This is a genomic window from Thermobacillus sp., from assembly GCF_003390775.1.
GTDB lineage: Bacteria > Bacillota > Bacilli > Paenibacillales > Paenibacillaceae > Thermobacillus > Thermobacillus xylanilyticus.
In genome coordinates, this window is sequence record NZ_QEWA01000037.1 from 95,965 (window position 1) to 120,899 (window position 24,935).

Annotated in this window: 13 protein-coding genes; 12 read left to right on the top strand and 1 reads right to left on the bottom strand. The window is 55.2% G+C overall.

Features of this window, described 5'->3' with window-relative positions; all coding sequences use genetic code 11:
* The first annotated feature begins 110 nt into the window (after positions 1-110).
* From C6W55_RS09660 to C6W55_RS09715, 12 genes are all read left to right on the top strand, one after another.
* Complete coding sequence (locus tag C6W55_RS09660; protein WP_286892487.1) at positions 111-2,624, top strand: hypothetical protein; 2,514 nt, start codon at positions 111-113, stop codon at positions 2,622-2,624.
* Positions 2,625-2,645: 21 nt separating this feature from the next.
* The gene (locus C6W55_RS09665; protein ID WP_286892488.1) at positions 2,646-3,134 is read left to right on the top strand and encodes a hypothetical protein; all 489 of its coding nucleotides are present in this window, start codon (positions 2,646-2,648) and stop codon (positions 3,132-3,134) included.
* Between the two features lie 81 nt (positions 3,135-3,215).
* On the top strand, positions 3,216-3,485 hold the full coding sequence (locus tag C6W55_RS09670) for an alpha/beta-type small acid-soluble spore protein (RefSeq protein WP_286892489.1): 270 nt from the start codon (positions 3,216-3,218) through the stop codon (positions 3,483-3,485).
* Between the two features lie 244 nt (positions 3,486-3,729).
* Positions 3,730-4,932: a methionine adenosyltransferase gene (gene metK, locus C6W55_RS09675; RefSeq protein ID WP_286892490.1), complete on the top strand. Its 1,203-nt coding sequence runs from the start codon at positions 3,730-3,732 to the stop codon at positions 4,930-4,932.
* Between the two features lie 227 nt (positions 4,933-5,159).
* The gene (locus tag C6W55_RS09680; protein WP_286892513.1) at positions 5,160-9,440 is read left to right on the top strand and encodes an Ig-like domain-containing protein; all 4,281 of its coding nucleotides are present in this window, start codon (positions 5,160-5,162) and stop codon (positions 9,438-9,440) included.
* Between the two features lie 268 nt (positions 9,441-9,708).
* Positions 9,709-12,348: a stalk domain-containing protein gene (locus C6W55_RS09685; RefSeq protein WP_286892491.1), complete on the top strand. Its 2,640-nt coding sequence runs from the start codon at positions 9,709-9,711 to the stop codon at positions 12,346-12,348.
* 31 nt (positions 12,349-12,379) lie between these two features.
* The gene (locus C6W55_RS09690) at positions 12,380-13,570 is read left to right on the top strand and encodes a sensor histidine kinase (RefSeq protein WP_483316359.1); all 1,191 of its coding nucleotides are present in this window, start codon (positions 12,380-12,382) and stop codon (positions 13,568-13,570) included.
* A 17-nt stretch (positions 13,571-13,587) separates the two neighbouring features.
* A complete protein-coding gene (locus C6W55_RS09695) occupies positions 13,588-14,313 on the top strand; it encodes a response regulator (protein WP_015256544.1) in 726 nt (241 codons plus the stop codon).
* Between the two features lie 159 nt (positions 14,314-14,472).
* Positions 14,473-14,946, top strand: coding sequence for a hypothetical protein (locus C6W55_RS09700; RefSeq protein WP_015256543.1), 474 nt, complete (start codon positions 14,473-14,475; stop codon positions 14,944-14,946).
* 327 nt (positions 14,947-15,273) lie between these two features.
* Positions 15,274-16,221 (top strand): copper amine oxidase N-terminal domain-containing protein, encoded by a 948-nt coding sequence (locus tag C6W55_RS09705; protein WP_286892493.1) that lies wholly within the window; start codon positions 15,274-15,276, stop codon positions 16,219-16,221.
* Positions 16,222-16,231: 10 nt separating this feature from the next.
* Complete coding sequence (locus tag C6W55_RS09710) at positions 16,232-22,438, top strand: glycoside hydrolase family 78 protein (RefSeq protein WP_286892494.1); 6,207 nt, start codon at positions 16,232-16,234, stop codon at positions 22,436-22,438.
* Positions 22,439-22,481: 43 nt separating this feature from the next.
* Positions 22,482-23,591 carry a hypothetical protein gene (locus tag C6W55_RS09715; protein WP_286892495.1) on the top strand — a complete coding sequence of 370 codons (1,110 nt, stop codon included), beginning with the start codon at positions 22,482-22,484 and terminating at the stop codon, positions 23,589-23,591.
* Here C6W55_RS09715 and C6W55_RS09720 read toward each other — a convergent pair.
* Positions 23,588-24,934: a recombinase family protein gene (locus tag C6W55_RS09720; protein ID WP_286892496.1), complete on the bottom strand. Its 1,347-nt coding sequence runs from the start codon at positions 24,932-24,934 to the stop codon at positions 23,588-23,590. The genes C6W55_RS09715 and C6W55_RS09720 overlap by 4 nt on opposite strands.
* Between the last annotated feature and the right edge of the window lies 1 nt (position 24,935).

Sequence of the window (24,935 nt, forward strand, 5' to 3'; positions counted from 1 at the left end):
TCGGAATCGAGGTTTCTTTTTTGTTATGCGAATCATTTTTCTGTCAGAAACTTTTTGGCGACAGATTCGTCTAAATAAATAACGACGACTCATAAAGGAGAAAGTGGGACATGAAAAAATTCGCGAAAACGACGGGGGCGGCGTTCCTTGCCGGCAGCATGCTGCTTCTTCCGCTGCCGCAAGCCGCGTGGGCGGCGGCTGCCGATTCGAAGGCCGCTTCCGTGACGCAGGCGCAGGCGTTGAAGCCGTTTGCCGGCACGAAACTGAAAACGTTTATGATTTCGGCGAAAAGTTACATTCAGGTGAAAGACATTTTCTTTCAGTATGACAACAACAGCAAAAAAGTATTCTTCACACTCTTGGTATACAATGGCGACAAAAACGCAATTGACTTTACGTATTATTACCCCGAAGTTTTTGCTTCTTCCGGTGGAAAGTTCACGGTTCAGGAACATCCGGACAACAAGAAATCCGGCATCGTGGAACCCAGCACGACGGAGGAATTTAAATATTACGCCAATATCAACTCAAGCCTGAACTACACGGATCTGGTGTTCAAGGTTCAAAAAATTGATTTCAATGCGCCCAATTATACGCGATTGATCGGGCAGGCTGCCATTACAACAGCCTATCAAAACTCTGTGCCTTCCAAACATTACTACATTATTCGCAAAGGCAACGACAAGTTAAAGACCTATCTGCAGCCGGGCAGCAAATTGGCTGTCAGCGGAGACCATCAGGTTCGGCTTCGTTTTGAGATGGAAAACGTCGGTTGGATGACCTATACGGTACCGAATCTGCAGTTCTACATCTTGACGAAGGCCGGCCATATGGTGAAACTGACATCCGACCTTGCCAACCCACTGAACCTTCAGCCTGGTGAGAAAGTCGTTGTCACGTTGTCCGGAGCAATCAAATCCAGCATTGATCTGAATGGAACGAAGCTGATTGTTCAGGCGGTTTCAGGCGGCGAACAGGCCATCGAGACGCCCATCGCCATGTACAACCTAGTATGGGATACCGCTTCGAGTTTTATAACCGGTGAAAATCAGAAGGCACAGCTGAAAGTGTCGGACAATGCCATGGAAGCCGGCATTGAAACCCTCTATGTCGACAGAACGGAAACCCAGAATGAATGGACGGTTACGCTCAAGTGGACGAATAAAGGAGACACCGCCGTCACACTTCCGAAATACAAGTATGAACTGATGGACAGCCGCGGGGTCCGCTATCCTGTAGAGGTTCCGGATGCTGAAGTCCAGGTTGTGCCGGGGATCGACAAGGAAATCATCGGTTCTGCCGTCACCCCGCCTACTGTTGACGGACCGTTCACGCTGCTGGTTCGGTATCCGAAGGACGAGACGAATCCGACGGAGTATATCGCGGCGGCTTTCAAACTGAATGCTGAACAGGCGACGGGGCCGGTCGAAGGCAAGAAGTACCGCAACGAATACGGACTGTATCAGATCAGCGTTTCGCGGGTGGAGCGCCTCCCCTGGGGAGATCAGGATCTCATCAACGCTTATGTCGAGGTCGAGAACCTCGGTTCGACTTCGCAAGTCATTCCGCAGATCACCGCTGCGCTGAAACTGAATGGCATCAATGTGAACGAGCAAGACGTCAAGATCATGAAAATTGAAGACAAGATCATGCTCGGCGCCAAAGAAAAGACAAGCTATGTCGTGACGACCAAGGTTCCGTATACCTACACATTTAATGAATTGACGCTGAACCTGTCGGAGCAGACCTCCGGTGAAGCCAAAGCGACCATTGGTCTCTTCAGAGCAGACAAGATTTCTCCGGCTACGTCCGTGTCGATTGGCAGCAAGCACAAAATCGATTCCGTTGGAAGACGCGCTTCGCTTGAGTTCCTGAACACCTATGTCTTCGAAGGCAAGGACGACGATTTGCTGTACGCCGAGTTTAAGTACTCAAACGACGAGACGCGTTCGAAGACGCTCCCGGCGCTGAAAGCTTACTTCAAAACAAGTGACGGCACGTACTTTGAAGCCGATGTCGTAAATGTCAAGTCGCAATTGAAATCGAATGGCACTACGCTTCTTGCAGCGAAAGCCGTCGTGCCGAAAACTTTCGTCAGCGACGGCAACGTAGAATTGGTCATCGGCGAAGCGATAGAGAACGGACAATATGCAAAGCCGGACGGAACGCCGGACGGTTATATCAGTGCTGTATCGTTCAAACTGCCGAAAAATCAAAATGTCGCCAAAGAAGAGCTTGTCGATCTTTCCTTCAGACCGTATAAGCTGAGGATCCATAATGCATTCGCGGTATTGTCCGATGCTTCGAATGTACGCCTGGATATCCGATATACCCTGGATAAAACAGCCGAATTCGACGTATTGGAAACGGCTCGGAAGTTGTATGTGGAATTGGAAGGAAACCATCTGAAGTATGGCAAGACCGTAGAAGTTGAACCGAAGCAGGACGACGGCAGCGGGCTCAAGGTCGGAATCGAGCAGGAAATCTGGGTTGAAATTCAGGGTCAAAATATCGCCAATCTGATTTACAACGGATACAAGGTTAACATTTATGAAGAAATTGACGGCTACAAACGTTTGCTCGGTTCCAAGACCAACAACAGCTTCCAGGTTCCGGTTCCGTGACGCGAAAGGTGGTAAGCTTCATTGAAGAAATTAGGGCTGACGGCATTATTGATTTTACTGACAACTACTGCAGTCATGATCTACACCCATTCGGATTCCAGGGCCGACAGCGCCAAACCGGGTTCAATCGATGATCCGCTCGTCACGAAGAGCTATGTCGACAAGCTGCTGGCAGGCGGCTCGACAGGGGGCGGACAGGGAACGACGCAAGGGATTGAGACCACCGTTGTCTCGGTCAATCCGGGCGAAGTATTGCTGGCCAAAGCCGGTGCGCAGTTCGTGCTGCGTGCCGGCAAAGGCGTCGCATATAGTTCGGATGCGAACGGCATATCCGATGTAACGGATGGGAAGGATATCAAAAGCGGACAGCCGGTGGCGAACAATCATCTGCTGATTTTCCCGCGCGACGGACGCGGTGTCATGCCGGACCCGCAAGCCAAATCCGCCCTCACCGTACTCGTCATCGGCAGATATGAAATTGCAGCGGCGCCCAGTTCCAGCGGATCCTGACCTGCATGTCAACATCTTATACGCTTCGGCGCGGCTTTCTCGTCTCATACTAAGGGCACCAACCGACGGGAGGTGCTCACAATGGCGAGAAGACGTTCAAACATCAAGGTCGTGCCGGAGTGTCAAGCCGCGATTGATCGCATGAAATATGAGATTGCGGCCGAGCTTGGCCTGACATCGCCTTCTGCCGATTTTCTGGCCGAGTCGTCAGGGGAACTCGGATCACAGCCGGAAGCGGTCTACGGCAGCGTGCAATGGCATTCCATTGCGACGCGCGATGCGGGGGCAGTCGGCGGTATGATTACGCGAAGGCTGGTTCAACAGGCCGAGCAAATCCTCGGCAGAATTTGATCTTCCGCGAACTTCAAATTGACAGGACCCGACAAATCGGATATCATTGATTATTAGAAAAGTTGTCTAACAACCTTTTCCAATTGGAAAAGGTTGATTTTTTGAAAGATAAGAATTTGTAAGTTTCAAGCTTATAACGGCTTATCTTTCTCCGCAAACGGATGCGCCTGCCTGCAAGGGACGGCGCAAGCCGATTTGCTTGCCCGTCGGGCAAAGTTCCCATGCAGCAGGAGGTCGATTCGCCATGACGACGAAAGGCCGTCATTTGTTCACATCGGAATCCGTTACGGAAGGGCATCCGGACAAAATCTGCGACCAGATTTCCGACGCCGTCCTCGACGCGTTCCTGGAAGTCGATCCGTACGCGAGGGTCGCGTGCGAGACGGCAGTGGCCACCGGTCTGGTACTTGTAATCGGTGAAATCAGCACCCGCGCGGACTATGTCGATATTCCGTCCATCGTTCGCCGCACGATCCGCGAAATCGGCTATACCCGCGCGAAGTATGGCTTTGACGCCGATACCTGCGCCGTTCTCACGTCGCTGAACGAGCAATCGGCGGACATTGCGCAAGGTGTCAATGCCGCGTTGGAATACCGTGAAGGCAAAGAAATCAACCAAGAGAACGAAGCTTTGGGAGCCGGTGACCAGGGGCTGATGTTCGGGTTCGCGACGAATGAGACGCCCGAGCTCATGCCGCTCCCGATCGCGCTTGCCCATCGAATTTCGCGGCGCCTTGCGGAAGTGCGCAAGAACGGCACGTTGAATTATCTGCGTCCGGACGGCAAGACGCAGGTAACGATCGAATACGAAGGCGGACGGCCGGTGCGCGTCGACACGATAGTCGTTTCGACCCAGCACGGAGAAGATGTGACGCAGGAGCAAATCCGGCAAGACATCCTGGAGCAAGTGGTTCGCCCGGTCGTACCGGGTGAATGGCTCGATAAGGAAACGAAATATTTCATCAACCCGACAGGCCGATTTGTCATTGGCGGACCGCAAGGCGATGCCGGACTTACCGGACGAAAGATCATCGTCGACACCTACGGCGGCTACGCGCGTCACGGCGGCGGCGCATTCTCCGGAAAGGACCCGACGAAGGTCGACCGCTCGGCAGCTTATGCGGCACGTTACGTAGCCAAAAATATCGTTGCGGCGGGTCTCGCGGACAAATGTGAAATCCAGCTCGCTTATGCGATCGGCGTTGCCAATCCGGTATCGATCAGCGTCGATACGTACGGCACGGGCAAGGTCAGCGATGAGAAGCTGGTGGAAATCATCCGCGGCAACTTCGATCTTCGACCGGCAGGGATTATCAAGATGCTCGATCTTCGCCGTCCGATCTATGCGAAGACGGCAGCCTACGGCCATTTCGGACGCACCGATATCGATCTGCCGTGGGAACGCGTCGACCGTGCGGAACAACTGCGAGCAGACGCCTTGAAATGACCGGAATAACAAAGCGTGTCTCGGGAGCGAGGCACGCTTTATTTTTTTGTTTTCCGGTCTTTTTGTTCACTCACCGGCTAAACATCTGCGGCGAATCGGCCGAAAAATTAAGTACGAGTGTCTTTTATTGGGAGTGATCATCGTTGAAACGGGTTCGGACAATTATAGCTTTGATCGCAATCCTTCATCTCATCGGATATATGCTCTTGCCGCCCGGCACTCCCGGCATGTTCTCCACGGCCGAAGCAGCCGGGACGTCAGGCCCGAAACTGTTGGCGATATCGCCGTCGAACAATGCGACAGGTGTGAGCACGAATACGAATCTGACGCTGACGTTCGATGAGCCTGTAAGGATCGGGACCGGGCTGGCGGCTGTCACGATCCGCCGCGTATCCGACAACAGCGTGGTTGAATCGTTCGTGACGTCAACCAGCAATCGCATTTCGATTTCATCGAACGTCGTGACGATTGATCCTTCCGTTACATTGGAGGCCAACACCTCTTACTATGTCATCGTCGATACGGGCGCATTTCGCAATGAAGCCGGTATCGACTATGCAGGCTTGTCCAGTGCGCGGGACTGGACGTTTACGACGGGCAGCGCGGATACGACGCCGCCGCAGCTTGTGCAGCATTCGACAACGGTTCAGGTGGGCGAACCGATCGTCCTAGTGTTCAATGAGCCGGTCTATGCCGCCAGCGGCGCCATTACGCTCACGAACCAGAACGATGCCGCAGACATCAGATCGATCCCGGTAACGGACGGTCAAGTCCGGGGAAGCGGTACGACGACTATATCCATCCTGCCGTCAAATCCGCTCAAAGGCAGCACCGTTTACCAGGTCAGTGTGCCGAATACGGCGTTTGAGGATGCTGCAAAAAACCGGTATGCCGGCACATCGATTTATGTTACGGTTTCCGGATCCTCCGTTGCTTTGACCGGCCTTGTGCCGGCTGATGATGCGACGGGCGTAGCCGCCGGCACGAACTCGCTTACGATGGTCTTTAACAAAAATGTGGCAAAAGGCCCGGCAGGCAAAGGGATCACGGTCAAAAATCTGAACACGAATGCCGTCGTTTACACCATTCAGGTGAACTCGAGCTCGGTCGTTGTAAATCAGCAGACCGTCACGATCAATCTTCCCGGCGGATTGGCCGCCAACACGTCGTATTACGTATTGGTCGAACCGGGCGCATTTGTCGATGCAGCCGACAGCAGCGTAATCTTCCCGGGAATTACCGATGCTTCCGCGTGGAATTTCACGACAATGCCGGGAAATGATACGACGCCGCCGACGATTCGCGAATTGACGCCGGCGGACAATTCCGTTAATTCGAGCCTGTCGCCGACGCTCAAAATCAAATTCAGCGAGCCGGTCTATCCCGGCACAGGCGATATCACCATTCGCCACTCGAATTCGGATGCCGTATTCGCATCGATTCCGGTGACATCCAGCAGCGTAACCGGGTTCGGTTCCGATACGATCAGCATACAGGTCGGCCGATCGTTTGCCTCCAATCAGTCGTATTATGTCATGATCGGCAAACAGGCGTTCCGTGATGCTGCAGGAAACTATTTCGCCGGCATCTCGGACAAGACAACATGGAATTTCTCGGTCTCCCAGGATAACACGGCGCCGACAATTGCCGCGATGGAGCCGGCACCCGGAACGAAGAGTGTCGATCCCAATGCAGTGTTCAAGTTGACGTTCAGCGAAGCGGTCCGCTTCGCGAACGGTTCGAATTCGACGTCCGATATCCGATTCCGGAGAACCGGTTCGGGCAGCACCAGCGTTTCCTCGACCGCTGTCATCGACAATGACGGCAAGACGCTTGTGATTACCCCTGCAGGGTTGCAAAGCGCGACAAACTATTATGTTGAAATTCCGCCCGGCATTATCGAAGACATGGCCGGCAATCCGTTCGGCGGCATCCTGAACGAGTATATCTGGCCGTTCAGCACGGTCGGCACCGACAAGACGCCGCCTGCCATCCAGAGTGCCGTCATGTCGGGAAGCAACCGCATCGTGTTGACCTATAACGAACCGCTTGACGAGCAGTCGGTTCCGCCTTCGGGAAGTTTCTATGTCACGGCCAACGATATCCGTATTAACGTGACAGCCGTGTCCGTCAGCGGCCAAACGGTCATTCTGACGCTTCAGTCCGGTGTGGTGTACGGTCAAACTGTGAAGCTGTATTATACGCGCAACTCGCCGGCCTATCCGGCAATCCAGGACCCGTCCGGCAATTTGGCGGCGAACCTGACGAATTATGCCGTCAAGAATGAAGCGGGATCCACGCTGCCGGCACCGCTCAGCGGCTCGGTAAGCGGAGCCGTCTTGACCTTGACATTCAACAGCTCGCTGCAGTCGGTGCATGAACTTGCCTACCAGCAATTCAGCGTCTATGCGGGCGGTGCATATATTGCACCGATCAGCATCAAGAGCAGCGGCAATACGATTATGCTCACGCTGTCGTCAGCCGTTACGACCGACGTGAATGTCTATGTCAACTATTCACCGGGATCCTATCCGCTCAAGGATGTCATTGGAAATTCAGTGGCAGGGTTCAGCAATTTTGCTGTTCGGAACGCACTGGACAAGACGGCACCGGCGCTCTATTCGTTGCATGCGTCCGGCAATATCGTGACGCTGGTGTACAATGAAGCGCTGGATTCCGGCTCGGTTCCGAGAACCAATCAGTTTGTCGTGATGGAATCGGGCGTTACCCGGACGATCTCGTCCGTCTCGGTATCCGGGGCGACGGTCATCCTGACGCTGTCGGCCAACTTGACAAGCGGACAGGCGGTCACGGTCAGCTACCTTGGCGGCAGTCCCGCCCTGAAGGATCTGGCCGGCAACAACGCGCCGGCGTTCAGCAATCAGCCGGTAACGAACAATACGATCGCCGTGAACCTGACAAGCGCTTCGGTATCCGGCAACACGGTGCTGCTGAATTTCGACCAAGCGCTCAAGACGAGTAATCTGCCTGCTGCAGCGCAGTTTACCGTGAAAGAGAACGGTTCGGTTCGGACGGTCAACGCTGTGTCGGTCAACGGTTCGATCGTCAGGCTGGATCTGGCCGTTTCGATTGGCAGCGGCTCAACGGTGACGGTCAGCTACACGCCGACCTCGACGGCCATGCTGCAATCGGCATCCGGCATCCCTGTGCCGGCGTTCACCGATTACGTGATCACGGGCAGCGGAAGTAACAGCGGAGGAAGCGTCGATCTGGGCGGAAACTATGAATCGGCGCCGGGCGGAGGCGTCAACATCAAGACCCAGGCAGGGTCGGTGTCGACGCGGACATCCGCAGGCGGCAGGACGGCCAACCGCTACACGCTGTCGTCCTCCACGGTGGCAGACGCCTACAACCTCAGCCTGTCGAAATTCAACCAGTACCGCGTGACGTTTACGGTGCCCGCATCGCAGTCGGCTGCCATGGTGGAAGTACCGGTTGATGCGCTGCTGAAGGCCAAAGGGATGTCCAACCAGGCTTCCTTCGCCGTAATTTACGGCGACATCGTCTACGAGCTGCCGCTTCGCGCGATCGATGAAACCGCGCTGGCCGAGCTGGTCCGAAATCACGGCCAAGGCAACCTGTTGATCGAGATTGACAAAGGCAACGTGAACCAGACCAGCAAACTGCGGGCGGCATTGATTCAAAAACAAATGACGATGATCTCGGACACGTATGTGTTCAATCTGTACTTCACGAGCGGTTCCAAAACCGAAACGCTCTCGGCATTGAAGGACTATTCCACGCGGGAGCTTAAGATCTCCGGCTCGCTGGACGCACAGCAGCATACGGTGGTCTGGCTCGATCCGAAGACGGGCAAAATCGCCTACATTCCGACGGCCATCCGGAATCAGGGCAGCTCGTCGATCGTGACGTTCAAGCACAAGCAGAACGCGGCCTACGTGGTGATCCGGCATAACGCGACTTACTCGGATATTCCGGCGAACCACTGGGCGCGCAAAGACCTGCAGATCATGCTGAACAAGCTGATCATCGAAGGGCGCACGCCGCAGAAGTTCGAGCCGAACCAGCCGATTACAAGGGCTGAATTCGCCGAATATATCGTACGCGGCCTCGGCTTGGAAGGCGATCCGCAGGCAGCGGGCGTATTCCGGGATATCAGAACCTCTTCGGATATGGCCGCATATATCGGAGCGGCATACAAGGCCAACATCGTCGCAGGGGTATCGGCGGACCGGTTTGAGCCGAACAGCCTGATTACCCGTGAGCAGATGGCGTCGATGATGGTTCGCGCCGCGCGGGCGGCGGGCGCAGATATCCTGCTGTCGCGCACGCAGTCCGATTACCTTGTTCCTTACAGGGATTACAATTCGCTGTCGACCTGGGCGCGGGGAGACATGGCCCGGGCGATTGAAGCCAAGATCATCAGCGGAACGTCCGTCAACCAGCTCGGCCCGAAAAACAATGCGACACGGGCAGAAGCGGCTGTCATGATCAAGCGGCTGCTCGAATATGTGAAACTGATGTAACATCGAGAACCGCCCGATAAGGGCGGTTTTCTTGCGCTTCCAACAAACTTTCCACAATTCTTGTCGAATCACCGGAACTTTTCCTTTCGAATGGTAGTCTATTTTAGAAGGATAAGCGTTTATAAGTTGTCCGTTTTACCCGATAGACCATAAGATGGGAGAGAGAGAAGCGATGCAACGCATCAAGTTCGGATGGAGTCGAAGCGCCAAGCGGCCGGCAATGCGGAGAATGGCGCGTACATTCATGGCCGGAGCAATCGGAGCCGCGATGCTGTTGCAGCCAGTCGCGGGCAACTTGACATGGACGGCATCGGCAGCGAGCAAGACATCGTCGGCGAGTGCGACAGCATCGCCCCAGCTGCTCCTGTTGGGAGAATCTCCCGTCACTTCCGGCGCCGTTCGGCGCACGTATGACTTCATCCCGGCGCAGGGCGAAGCGAACGGGAAGACGAGGGTGCATGTCATTGCGATCGATATGACCAACCCCTATGTGTCGCTGAATGCGATGACGGGGGGAAGCACGCTGCCCGGCAAAACGGCTGTCGGCACGATGGTGAAGGAGAGCGGCGCTGTCGCCGGGGTGAACGCGGATTATTTTGACATGTCGAGCAGTCAGGCGGTGCCGTTCGGTTTCCAGATTACGAGCGGGGAACTGCTCAAGACGGCGCGCAAACTCGACGGCATGTACATGTTCGGCATTACGTCCAGCCGTCTGCCGGTCATCGACCGATTTACCATGCAGGGCAGCGTGGTCGCGGCGAACGGAGCCAAATTCGAGCTCAGCGGCGTGAACGAGGCGGCGTACTGGAATCAGGACGGCAGCGCCAGCCACGCAAATGCCTTGTACATGTACACCAGCAGCTGGACGGCCGCGGAGCGGCCGAGCGCCAGCGGCACGACGCCGACGGAAGCGCTCGTGCAGGACGGGATTGTCGTGCAGGTTTCCGACAAGGCGGCCCTGCCCGTTCAGCCGCCGGAGAACGGATATATTCTGCGCGGACACGGCCAGGCGGCGCAGTTCATCCTGGACAATCTGCTGCCGGGAACGCCGGTGACGGCCACATCCTTCATCAAATCGGAAACGTCGGGCATGACCTATTCCGCCAATGACTGGAGCATGATGATCGGCGGCCATACGATTCTGGTGGACGGCGGTGTTCCGGCTGCCTTCTCGCGGAGCGTCTCGAGCCTGAGCCCGAACGCCGACCGCGCCCGCACGGCCGTCGGCTATTCGCAGGACAAGAAAACCGTCTATCTCGTGACGGTCGAGAAGAGCGGCTCCAGCGCCGGTGCGACCCTGTCGGAACTGCAGCAAATCCTGGTCATGCTCGGCGTATGGCGGGGCATCAATCTGGACGGCGGCGGCTCGACGACGATGATCGCCCGGCCGCTCGGGGAGTTCGAAACGCAGCTGGCGCACGCGACGGAAGACGGCGGATCCGGCACCTGGCAGCGGCCGGTCGTGAACGGCATCGGTGTATACACGAGCGCGCCGCAGGGCAAGCTGCTCGGCATCTCGATATCCGGCAAACAGGTGCTGTTCATCGGCGAGCAGGCGGAGTACGCCTTGAAAGCTTATGACGAATACTACAATCCGCTTGATCCGGCGGGAATGTCCGCGGCATGGAGCCTGGACAAGCCGGAGCTCGGCAAGCTGACGGGCAACGTCCTTCAGCCGGCCCGGGCGGGCACCGGCACGCTGACCGTCAAATCGGGCAGCATATCGGACAAGCTGGCGCTGGAAGTGATCGGCGAAAAGCAGATCGTCCGCATGACGATCGCCGCCTCGCAGACGGAGCTTGCGCCGGGCGCCTCGATCCGCGTACCGGTATCCGTGGAGCTCGCGGACGGCCGCAAGCTGTCCGTTCCCGCGGCAAGCGTGAAATGGGAATTCCGCGGCTTCGAGGGGACGGCGAAGGACGGAGTCATCAACATCCATGCGGTGAAAGAGGGCGTCAAAACCGGCTACGCCATCGCCCGTTATGACGGCTACTCGGCGCTGCTGACGCTGACCGCGGGCAGTTCGCAGCAGCTGTTCGAAGATTTCGAGAACGTCAAGGTTGCGATCACGCCGTCTTCGGTGCCGTCGGAAGTGACGGCCGGAACCGGCTTCGTGTCCGGCTTGCCGGGACGTGAAACATCTACGGCGCTGCGGCTGCAGTACGATTTCTCGACGAGCGCGGAAGACCGGACGAAAGCGGCTTACGCGATGTTCAATGGCCAAGGCGTCGCGCTGCCGGGGCAGCCGACCCGTCTATCGGTGGAAGTGTACGGCGACGCCAGCGGCCACATGGTCCGCGCGATGATTACGGACGCGGCCGGCAAGGACCACCTTGTCGACCTGGCGAAATCGCTCAACTGGCACGGATGGAAAACGTTGACCGCGGATCTGACCGCCTATCCGCTCGTCTATCCGGTCAAGCTCAAGAGTCTGTATGTCGCTTCTCCCAAGGAGGGGCAGGCGGATCGGCCGGCGTACGGCGAGGTCTATTTTGACGATATTGTGTTGCATTATCCCGCCGCATCCGGAGAACAGAAGAGCAGCACTGTCGTGCTTGCGATCGGCTCCCGGCAGGCGAAGGTCGGCGGACAGCCGGTAACCCTGGATGTCGCGCCGTTCGCGAAAGACGGCGTCACCTACCTGCCGCTCCGCTTCGTGGCGGACCAGCTCGGCGGTTCGACGGATTGGGATGCGCAGACGAAGAAAGTGACGGTGCTGCGCGGAGACCGGTTGCTGGAGCTGCGGTTCGGTCAGGAGACGATCATCGTGAACGGTGAGCGGAAGAGCGCCCCCGCGCAGCCGTATGCCGAAAAGGGCAGGACGCTCGTCCCGATCCGGCTCGTGTCGGAACAGCTCGGACTTCGGGTGGACTGGAACAAGGAGAACAACACCGTGACGATCCAATGACGAACCGCGAATCATTTTATGGTATATTTAGATGGTAGGAACCCAATCGCGAGAGGGTGCGGAAGTCATTGTGGACGTCCGGATAAACGACATCGACAGCATTATCAAAAATGCGATCTCGGTGATGGAACAGAGCAAATACCAGATTTTCGAGATCGCCGAATCGGCCCGCCAGGAGCTCCTGTCGCTCCGGCAGGAGCTTGAGCGGGTCAAGAAAGAAACGAGTGAGACGATCGACAAGGTAGACGAGTTGGAACGCGAATTCCGGCGCGCGCGCATGCGGCTGGTCGAGGTAAGCAAGGATTTCATCCGCTACAAGGAAGCCGACATCAAGAGCGCCTATGAGAAAGCGACCCGGATCCAGCTCGATCTCCTCATGTACCGGGAGAAAGAGTACTACCTGAAAGCGCGCCGGGACGAACTGCAGCAGCGGATCAAAAGCGTCGAGGTGTCCGTGGAACGGGCGGAGACGATCAGCTCGCAGATCAACGTCGTGCTGGAGTATTTGTCCGGCGATCTCAACCAGGTGACGCGTATCCTGGAGTCGGCGAAGAACCGCCAGCTGATCGGACTCAAGATCATTTTGGCTCAGGAAGAAGAGCGAAAGCGGATGGCGCGCGAGATTCACGACGGCCCTGCCCAATCCCTGGCCAACTTAGTGCTTAGGACCGAAATTGCGGAAAGAATGCTGGTGAAGCAGGAATTTCAGCTGGTGCAGGAAGAATTAATGGAGTTGAAAAGTCAGGTTCGCTCAGGATTGGAAGAAATCCGCAAGATCATTTTCAACCTGAGACCGATGGCTCTGGACGATTTGGGGCTGGTGCCGACGCTCCGGAAGTTTGTGCAGGATTTCGAAGAGAAAACGAAAATCCGCGCGGTGTTTGAAACATCAGGCCGCGAACTCCGGATGCCGTCCGCCATGGAAGCCGCCGTTTATCGTCTTGTCCAGGAAGCGTTCTCCAACGCGCTCAAGCATGCCTCTCCGACATACGTCAGTCTGGAGATGACGTTCTTTCCGAAGCGGATTTTGATCGTCATCCAGGACAACGGCGTCGGGTTCGATGTCGAACAGACCATGGCCCGGTCGAAAACGAGTTCACACTACGGACTGATCGGTATGCACGAACGGGTGGAATTGCTCAATGGCAAGATAGATATCGAATCCGCCAGAGGACAAGGGACGAAAATCACGATTTCCATACCTGTGAGTACGGATTTGTGAAAGGAGCCGTGATCATCATGGACCTCAAGGCTACGGGCAGCCGCAAGATCAAAGTGCTGCTTGCGGACGATCATCAGCTGTTCCGCGAAGGCCTGAAACGCATTCTCAACATGGAAGAGGATCTGGAAGTAATCGGCGAGTGCAGCGACGGCATTCAGGTGCTGGAGTTCTGCAACCATACGAAGCCGGATATCGTGCTGATGGATATCAATATGCCCGTCGAGAACGGCGTCGTGGCCACCGAACGGCTGCGCGACCTGTTCCCGGATGTGAAAGTCATCATTCTGTCCATTCATGATGATGAAAGCTATGTCTTCGAGACGCTCCGCAAAGGCGCGTCCGGCTATCTGCTCAAAGACATGGAAGCCGAATCGCTGGTGAATGCGATCCGTTCCGTCACGGAAGGCCATGCGTACATCCATCCGAAGGTGACAGGCAAGCTGATCAACCAGCTGCGTCGGATGACGTATCTGGACGAGATGGGCGTCGTGTCCGGAGCGGCCGCCAGCAAGGAGTCGGGCGTCAAGTTCGTTGCGGGCGAGAACAGTCCGCTCACGCGGCGCGAAGCGGAAGTGCTGCGGCTGATGGCCGAAGGCATGAGCAACAAAGCGATCGGCGAGCATCTGTTCATCAGCGAGAAGACGGTCAAGAACCACGTCAGCAGCATTCTGCAGAAGATGGAAGTCGACGACCGGACGCAGGCGGTCATCAATTCCATCAAATATGGTTGGGTGACGCTGTAAACCGCGCGCAAGCGTACAAGCCCCCGGTTGCCGGAACGGGAAGCGGATCGATGAATCGCCATGATCCGTCCCGGTTCGGCGCGGGGGCTTTTGTCATGCCTGCCATCACGAATGGGCATCCGCGTGCATATGCTGATGGCACGAAGGAGGCGGATGCTCATGTGGTGGATGCTGCTTGCGATCATCGGCTGCTACGCCTTCGCTGCGCTGGCGGTGCGGATGGCCGCCCGGCATTTGCCGGGATGGCGCGCCGGCATGCATGTGGTGCTGTTCGCGGGCAATCAGGGGGAGCGGGTCGAGTGGTACTTGCGCAGGCTTCGCCGGTGGTCGCTCCGCACCGGCCGGGATGTCCGCGTCACCCTCGTCGATTGCCGGTCAACCGACGACACCGCGGCCATTGCGGAACGGTTCGATCGCCGGGCGGGCGCGGTTGGTGCGGTAACCGTTGTCCGTCCGGATGAGATTTTCGGCATAGAGGGCGGCAATCCCGGGGATCCGGCCGTGCTGAAGGAGAAGTGGCTGCGCCGGCGACCGGCAATGTCTTCGCTTGCTTTCGCCGATCCCGAAAGCGGCATGGACAGCACACTGCTGATCAATCTGAGCGATCCGGAGGATGTGGCGATGCTGCCGTAAATGTGATAGATATCTTGCTTTTTCAGGCATGGTTATCATATAATGTAAGAAAAATTTTGACTACGGACAGGAAGCACCTGTCTCGCGGGTTTGGCGCGGGACAGGTGTTTTTTTCTTGAAATTTTGTGGGATCAATGTTCCAGAATTTGTGATAATCGTCTAATATTGAACTTGTCGACAAAAGTTGAATGGAAGCGGGTTGATAACCAAAGAGTGTATGCTTGGTGCTATGGGCGTGGGACTGCGGCTGCAGATGCATGAGTCTGCGAATGCGCTTTGTGTATGAATTTTAAACAGTAAGATGACGCAAAGGAGTGCTATTATCAGATGTTCAGGAAACTGCTGATTATCGGGGTTGTTGCCGTATTGTCTTTTACTTCAATTGGTGTCGTGGCGGCCGATCAGACGACGCCCCGTCAGTTCAATCTGCCGATCAAGGTGCTGTATAATGCGCGGCAAATTGCCAGCGACGTGCAGCCGGAGTTGAAGAATGACGTCGTGTTCGTGCCGTTCCGCGCCGTGGCGAATGCGCTTGGCGCACAGCTGGATGTAACACCGGACTGGAAGACGATTACGTTCTTGCGCGATGAGCGGAAAGTGACGATTACCATTGGCTCAAAGACGGCATATGTCAACGGGCAGAAGAAGGAGTTACTGGCAGCTCCGTATGTGAAGAACGGCCGGACAATGGTGCCGACCCGATTTGTCTCTGAACAGTTGGGCGAGACAGTAGAATGGGACTCTCTCAGCCGCTATGTGTGGATCGGCCACAAGGATGTGCCAACCCTGGAGGAAGTTACGGAGAAAGTCGATATCAAGCCGTATCTGCATTACTTTACTGGCAAGTATGCGGAAAATACTCTTAAAATCTATGATTATCGCAGTCCGGATTTTGGCAAGCATCACACAACTGTTCGCATTATCAAAGAAACAGACTGGCCTCTGGTAATTGCTGGCACCCCAATTGCACGGGTTGACCGGGTAGTAATTGACGGGAAAGAATACTTCCGCACGGTTTCTACTCAAAAAGGATTGCTTGGCCTCCCGTTCTATCTGTTGCAAACCGGACAGCCGTTAAAGCCACGCGGAGAAAACACTTCTATGCGCGAGTATGTAAGTGAATGGCGGGCGTTTTACAATCCGGTTATTGATTCGTTCGACGAAATTGACTTTGGTATCAAGGATTACAAAAACATAAAACTGAAAGATGCGGAGTATATCGGAGTTCGATCCAGATCGGATTCCGTCATTCTAATGGAGAATTACTTCAAGTGAGGGATCATCATTGAAGCGGCATAAGAAGTGGCTAGCGGTTGTGCTCGTTATATCTCTCATGCTGCCGCTTGTTGATCCGTACCTGACTCTGATTCCCAAGAAGGCGGCGGCTGAGGAGCTGAATTTCGGCAACGCGCACATTACGCCGTATCAGAATAAGGATGAGAATGGCAAGGTAGAAGGCCCGCCGACATGGCGGTATGCCATCGCAATGATGACGCTCGATCTGTGGCGCAATACCGCAGGGGTATGGGCGCCGGTTGCGCCTGGGCAATCGTTTGGTTACGGCATATTGGATTGGAAATATAGCTTTTCATTCAATGATCGGGTTGTCCGAAATGTGGAAGTGTTCAAGTTTGATCCGAGTAATCTTGAACATATCGAATTTTTTGAGCAATCTCGTGCTGGAGCTGATTATGGATTTTATGCTGATTATATCTCTCAAATTGACAGCTTTCGTATGACTCCTACCCCACCGAACGGCACAGGAACAAATGCTGTTTCCTTTACTCTAGATCTAGCAGGCAAAACTAATGGAAAGGGCTCCCCTATTGATTGTCCGGGTTGTGTTGGACAAGCCAGGGGCGATCGCTTCTACTTTGCGATCGGCTTAAAGTTTGAACTGGACGGTCAGAAACGTGTACGGTTTTTCGATGCTGAAGCCAAAAAACGGATCCCGTATCAGGGAACAACGGCAGACTTGATCTACAACATGCAAAAGGGCACGACCGTTACGACGGAAGTGCCGACCATTCCGGGATATCGGTATGTGGGCTATAAAAAGAAGACCTACATGACGTACTGGCCGGGCGGAAATTGCGAAGAGGCGGATGGTGCGGGCGGAAGTTGTGGAGAGCCGGATGGTGAGATCATCCCAGGGACGCCGCCGTCATTTGTGTACGATGGCAACTTTGACACGTACATCGTACAGCTCTATTATGAACCGGATACCGCACCGGACAAGCCCGACCTGGTGGCGGTGGACATTACAGCGAACGGTCCCATTGAGGTCGGCAAACCGGCCAGCTTCACAGCAAGATGGCGCGTCGATAATAAAGAGACCGGGAAACCGTACAACGTGAAGGTCATGGTCGATGGTTCCGAGGTAAAGTTACAAAGTCAGCCAGCCAGCGGACCGGGCGATTATTCGATGAACTTCACCTACACGTTCACGTCCGCAGAGCAGAAGACGTTCCTGCTTGTGGTGGACAGCGCCAACGCGATCGCGGAGAGCAACGAGAACAACAACCAGGTGTCCAGGCCGTTTACGGCCGTGGATCCAAACAAATCTTTCACCGGCGATTTCGACGTGTTGCCGCCGGTGATTGATTATCGAGAGCCTTTTGCTTTGAAGCCGAAGAATTTTGTGTTCAACGGCTGTACCTATGACGGCCATCGTTACAAAATCGAACGGGATGGCCGGACCAATTATACGTCAAGGGCCAATGGACAAAACACGATCCATTCATACACGTACAGCACGTATCCGTCGGTTATTGAAGTCGGGACGCATACGATTACCTTGGAGATTCGGACAAAGGACTGTGGTACGAAGGAGACGGCCACCCATACACTTGTCGTGAACGGGCCGAGTAAAAACAGTCCGCCCTCATTCCAAGTTGCGTGGGTTTACCCCGGCACAAATGTTCCGGTAAAGCAAGTGTTCGAGGGCGAAGTATTGGATCTGATCTTTATTGAAGATCCGTCCGTACCTACACCGTATGATCCGGACGGTGATCCGCTCATCTGGAAAGGTTTCGACTTCAGCGACAGCTCCGATTGGGCGAAAACGATCCCGGAAAACGCCTTTGAGCTTTACAACGGCTGGGGCAATATCAAGATGACCGCCGCAGGCATGCAGATTGCCAAAGGCACAATGTGCGACCCTTGGGGAGCCTGCGATACGCAAACCGCTGTGGTTCAGGTCGTAACCGAAGATCCGGTTCCGGTCATCACCGGGCCGAGAGAGGTTGTGGAGGACCGGCCGGTTACGCCGCCGATACACGGGGATTTCAGCTACAGTCCGGTTCCGGGACGCACGATCGACCACAGCCGCGACATCTGGACGAACCGCAAGACCGTGTATTCGGAGCCGGGAACGGAGATCATCACGCTCGAAGTGTTCGACAACACCGGCCGCAAATCACGTGAGCCAGCGAGGCATTACTTGACGGTCAAACCCGACTTGCCGCCTGTGCCTATGCTGGATTACATCACACCATCCATCCGAAATGTCGAGCTGACGCTTACGGATGAAAGCTACTCGCCGGACGGCGATAAAATTGTTGAGCGGCGGCTGACGTATCAATACGATTCGAACAATGACGGCAACTTCACGGGGGAAACCGTTGTCACCTTGCCGCTGAACGCTCAGAACAAGGCCAAGTTTAAACCGCAGCGTGTCGGGAAGTACCGTTTTACCCTGTATGTGCGGGAAGATTGGGGGCGCGAGGCGTCGAAGACGTACGATCTGGAGATTGTGAACGATTCCCCGACCTTCGGGTTCAACGTCTCGTATGAGGAAACGGAGCCGCATGTTTCGCCGCTTGTCCCGCTGCCGGCAAGCAACCTGGTGAACAACAGCAACTGGCGGAACATGGACTTTACGACGAACAACAAGCCGAAGGCATGGGGGATAAATCCTTATACCGGCGCGCTGGCGCACACCCCTGAGAACCTTGGTGTAATGAGTTACAGTGTTTTCACAACAGAGTATTACTCAAGTGAGCTTTATACAAATAACATTCTCCCAAGCAGCGGCGGTTTTGAAGTTAAACCGATAGCAGGCCGTTACTTTGCAGGAGTCGATGACATAAAAGAGATCTTCTATATCACAAATGGTGAAAAGAGCTGCTTGGCTCTCAATCGCTACACTGGTGATAAATACCTGATTACGGTATGCGGCTTTGGCAACGATCAGAAACATATCGAGCGTGAATGGATAACACGGGTTGACTATAAAAACAAGTTCGTCTACACGATGACGATATCTGGCAGCTACAATCCTAACCCTGAGTTTAGACGCTATACGGTAGATGATTTCTTGCGAAAGGATGGAACCTACAACGCCGTTGTAGACGCAAAAACAGCAGGCTATGCACAGAAGAGGTACCAAACCGGATCCGTTACTGTAAAGTTTGATCAAGTAAACAGCATGACTTCTTCGTATGGATACTTTAGTTGTACAGGGTACTACAGTGGTAACAAGTTCTTAATTTTCGGCTGGGATGGCAGTTTGTTGTATGAAGGTAATAATAATAGTTGTCCTTTCCCCAACACAAATATTTCTTCGTTCAGGTACGATCATCTCGGTTATGATCGTTTTGCGAATGCGATTTATAACGTTGATGGACAACAAGTTGTGCGATTCAGTGGAAAAAATGCGAGCATGACCGTTATTGGGCCGATACCTCAGAATAAAAGTCCGGACATCTTCATGGAAGATGGCGTCCATTATTTTGATGGTTATTCCGTCTATCAATACCCGTCAGGAGCTTATGTTCCAAGAGAGAATGTCCCGATTAATTCCTACCGAGATCGAGCTTTAATGGAAAACTACTTGGATGTTCGTCGGGTTATTCATGACGCAGCGGGTTATCGGTACGGCGTTGTTCCCAAAAATGGCCACAAATCCTTTGACGTTATTCGGGTTGGACGAGACGGGAATACGGAGATATTGGCAGCGGATCTTGATTCAGGTTGTTTTAACAATTGTAATTTGGGGACTACTGTAGTCGTACCAATGGTGGATGGATCGTTATTTGTCTTGGCAGCAGGGTCAGGCTTATACATGTACATCCTCGAACCGAAACAGAAGCAGGATGACAGCTTCCGCATCCTGGAGTCGCTTCAGCAGCTTGCGGGGGACAAGGATTCGTCGAATGTCGAGCTGAATTTTCAAATTCGGTTCAATACGGACATGAACCAAAATCTCTACTCCGGATTCAGCTACAACATCCAGGATCGGCTCAACATGTACCGCGTGGAGCTGAATACCTGGCGGATCCGGCTTGTGAAGCTGGTGAACGGACGCAAGACGGTGCTGGCTTCCGTCGATGTCAATGTTCCGCTTTCGGAACGGCAATCGGTTAGAATCAAACGGTATGCAGACAAGCATATCATCTATTTCAACGGTGTGCCGGTCATTGATTTAACCGACAACACCTATACAGGCGGCACTTTCGGACCGTTCTCGGAAATTTTCAAAACAGAATTTTTCAACATGTCGTACCGCGATCTGTCGGAGCTTGGCGGGAAGAACCGGCTGCAGGGCGTTGGCATTGTCGGGGAAAGGCTGCAATACAACACGAACTATTCCGACCCTGAGAACGACCCGAGAATCACAGCCCGGACAAGCTGGACGTACAAACACGTTAATCCGAACAAATTCCTGAATGCGGGTGACGGCAAGTCGGGACTGTCGGCTTATCACAACAAGACATATAATGCCGAGCAGCCGGTCATGGATAAAGTCGGGGTTTATGAATTGTCGGCTCATACGGTGGATGATCCGCATCCGGAATATCTCTATCCGAGGAACGAGTTCGACAGCTACCGCAAGGAGTCCAATACCGCGACGCAGACAGTGATCATTCACCGCCGCCCGGTCAGCGATTTCGACTTGACGGTTGCCGCAAACGGCACAGTCGTATGGAACGACCGCTCCTATGACCCTGACCGCTGGCTGAGCGACACGAATTATTCGACCGAGGCGACGGGCATTGATTACCGGGCTACGAGAGGGATTTTGCAGCGCAAATACTATTACATTTCACCATCCGGCGTCTTGTCCGAAACCAAGCTGGTGACGCCGACCGAAACCGGATGGTACACCGTAGGTATGGCGGTCAAGGATGAGTACGATGCCTGGAGCACGTACACCGAGAAAATGATTTATATCGAAAAGCTCCCGGCGCCGAATGATCCTCCGGTTGCCGCGTTTACGGCAACGCCTGCCACAACCTATCGCGGCGTGCCGGTGACCATTGATTCGCAGTCGTGGGACAAGGAAGACGGCGGGCGCGAGAAGCTCAAGCATACGTACTATCTCAAGAACGTAACGACTGGCGGGCCTGAGACCGTGGCGAGCGCGGTAAGGACAACCTGGACCAAAATGTTTAGTACGCTCGGCACGTTCCAGCTCCGGCTTCTTGTGGAAGACAGTCTCGGCCAACCGGCGGAAGCGGTGCGAACCGTCACGGTCGTCAATCGTAAACCCCAGGTGAACGTGACGACGCCCGCAAGCGCGGACCCGGCCAATCCGACGAAGTTTGATGTGCTGCGGCCGACGTTCATATGGACGTACTCGGATGCTGACGGCGACGCGCAGACGCAATACCAGGTGCAGATTTATCGCACGAACGGCTCGCTTGAACGCGACACCGGCGCAAGATCCGGAACCGCGAAGAACTGGGTGCCGACTGCCGACCTGCCGGAGCGAGTGACGATGTACATCCGGGTACGGGTTCATGACGGTTATGACTGGAGCGATTGGAGCGGGCCGAAGTATTTCTACATCGAGACGAACCGGCCGCCCGTGGCGGATTTCGATTGGTCGCCGAAACCGGCATATGAAGGGGATACGATCACGTTGATCGACCGCTCGACTGATCCCGATGGGGATCCGCTGACTTATCAATGGTCGGTCAGCGGGCCGAACGGATATACTCGGAGCGGTTCGACCCAAGCGTTCGCCATTCCTGGCGCGGATACGGAAAATCGCACCGGCGTTTACAACGTCACCCTCACGGTCCGTGACCCGAAAGGGGCATCGGACAGCGTGACGAAACCCATCACGGTGCTGCCGCTCATCATTGAGGGAGAAGTGCATCATACGCCAGAGTGGCGAGAAAAACACGCGGCAGCAGGGCATGAGGTCGAGCACGATCCGAAAGATTTCTATTCGGGCGAGATCATGCGCGTTGCGGCAGTGATTTCGGCGGCGCCGGCGAACGAGGTGACGGCGGAGCTGCGGGCCGTGTCGAAGACGGGGGATTCGATCCGTAAAAGAGTGGTGCTTACTAATGCAGGCGGTCTGCGGTATGAAGGTGAACTGCACGACGAAAGCTGGATGTCGTTTGATGGAGAGATCCGGGAAGGCGAACATACGATTGTCTTTCAGGTCGTGTACCGCAACGGCGTGAAAAAAGAGACGTCGGTGCCGGTCCGGATCATCGGCAACATCTACAAAGCCGTGTCGGTGCATCGGGTGCAGTAGGTGACGGCGGCACCGGATGCGGCCAGACGGGAGAGAAGCGGGGATGAAAGGATATCTCTATGCTTTTGCTGAAGGAGGCCGCTGGGCGGCCTGCGTGACGATATCCCGGGAAGTCGATCTGGCTTATCGGCTGGATGATGATTTTCGCAGGGCGGCGGAAGCTGCGTCGGGCAGACGCAGCAGCGGACGGGCGGATGTCGTCCTGCTGCTGGACGAGCCGCTGCCGCTCGGCAGCGCCTTCGCCGCGGCGGAGCTGTTCGCCCGGCGGGCGGGGCGCGTGCAGGGCGAAGCGGGAGCCGCCCGGCTGCTGCGCGCCTGTGTGCGCGAGGCGGAGCCGCGCAGCGGCTGGCCCGGGCTTGCGGGCTTGAACCGGAGCTTCGGCCGGGAGCAACCGGCGGGGGATGTGCGCCGCATTGCCGCTGTGCGGTTTGGACGGGCCTCAGGGGAACGGGAGGCCCGGGCATTGGCGGCGGCTGCACGGGAAGCCGCCGCCGCGCTTGAGGGGCGAGCGCTTCTGCGCAGCGAAGCGCTCGCCCTCCTCGGCGCGGCCGGGCCCGCGCCCGCCCGCTGGAGCGCCGCGTTCGCCGACGCGGCGCTCCAGCTCGCGGCCCTGCTGGGCCGGCTGCGCCTCGGCAGCGCCATCGCCCGCAGCGACGGTGTCCGCGGGCGACGGCGCAAGCGCCGCTGCCTCCGCTGCGGCAGCGGCGAGGCGCACATGCGCCGCACGCCCTGTGCGGCGTGCGGCAGCGTCTGCGCCTACTGCGAAGCGTGCCTGCTGCTGGGCCGATGCAGGGAATGCACGCTGCTCATCAGCGGCATTCCCGAAGGCGGCGCATCCGTCCGCATGCGCACGGCGGACGAGCTCCCGCCCATTCCGGCGCGGCTTGAACGCTGGGGGCTCAGCCCGGCCCAATCCGACGCGGCGGCGGCAGCGCTTCGCTGGCTGGAATCCGCGGACGGCGACACAGACCGCGGCATCTCCGGACAGCTTCAACAGACGGTTGCGCGCATGGCCTCCCGATTCGGCATCGCTGGAGCGGCTGCCCGGAAGCAGACCGCCCGTTCTGTTCACACCTACGGCGCAGAACGTCCGCCGTTTCTTCTCTGGGCGGTAACAGCAGCCAAAAATGAATACGTAAAACTTCGAATTTAAAAAAGCCACTCAATCGAGACGGACTTTTCGTTGATGGTTATTGATTTTATAAGCTTCTGAACGATCGCTTGCTTAGTTTCGAAACAGGCTTGCGCCAGATCAATCCGGTATCGTTCCAACTCTTCGTTCGAAATTTGATTCGCTTTTGATTCTTCATGGCTTCGTCTTTCCCGTACCAATCGGTTCTTTTCTTCATTCAGTTTATCAATCTGGCGGTCAAGAATATCTCGGTCAATTTCCCCATCCGCATATAGAGACAATATACGTTCGATTTTGGCATCGACGTTTTTAATCAACCGTGCATAGTTGATTTCCTTAACCTCAGTCGCTGCAGCGTTTTTTTCCATAGTAATTTTTGCAAGCTCGTAGCGCACGACCTCTTCTAAATTTTCCATCCGCCAAGTATGGTTGGTGCATTTATGAGGGTATTCCGCCGGGAAGCGTCTGGCTCGGCAAATGTAATATTTGTAGACGCCATAATTGCCTTTACTTGTCTGGTATGAAACATACGACTCGCCACATTTTCCGCAGCGCACCAACCCGGAGAATAGACTTTCTTTGGCTTTGTAAGCATTATGTCCTCTGTGTCGGCTGAGTAGTACTTGTACACGCTCAAACTGTTTTTCACTGATAATCGGCTCATGCCGACCTTTGTAATACTCTCCTGCATACCTCACATATCCGCAATACAACCGGTTAGACAATATATCTCGGTAACGTCTAAATCGCCAAACCGGATAGCCGAGTTTTTTTAGTTCGTGCTGCACTTTGGTGATCGACAAAAGCTGCTCGTATAAATCAAAGGCTTTTCGTATGTGTTCAGCCTCATCCGGCTTAACAATCAACTCACCGTTCCGCCGCGCATAACCAGCGGGATCGTAATCACCGCCCATCGCTGCAAAACCTTCCTCAGCCCGCTTTATCTGGCCGAGTCGCATCCGTTCGGTGATTGTTTCCCGTTCAAGTTGGGCAAAAACGGACAGTATCCCGATCATGGCCTTTCCGAAGGGTGTAGACGTATCCAGTGTTTCTGTTATGGAGACAAAGGCGACACCATTCTTTAAGAAATAATCCTCGATCAATGTCAATGTATCCCGTTGGGAGCGGGATAGCCGATCGAGGCGGTAAACGAGCACAACATCAATGTTGTCTAGATCGGCAAGCATTTGCTGAAGCGCTGGACGGTCCATATTCGCCCCGGAGTAACCGCCGTCGACGTAGGCGTTATAAACTACCCATCCTTTCGACATACAGTACGCTTCTAGACGTTCGCGTTGCGCCTCTATGCTGTAATTCTCTATCTGTTCCTGCGTCGATACGCGCATATAGAGAGCGGCCCTCATA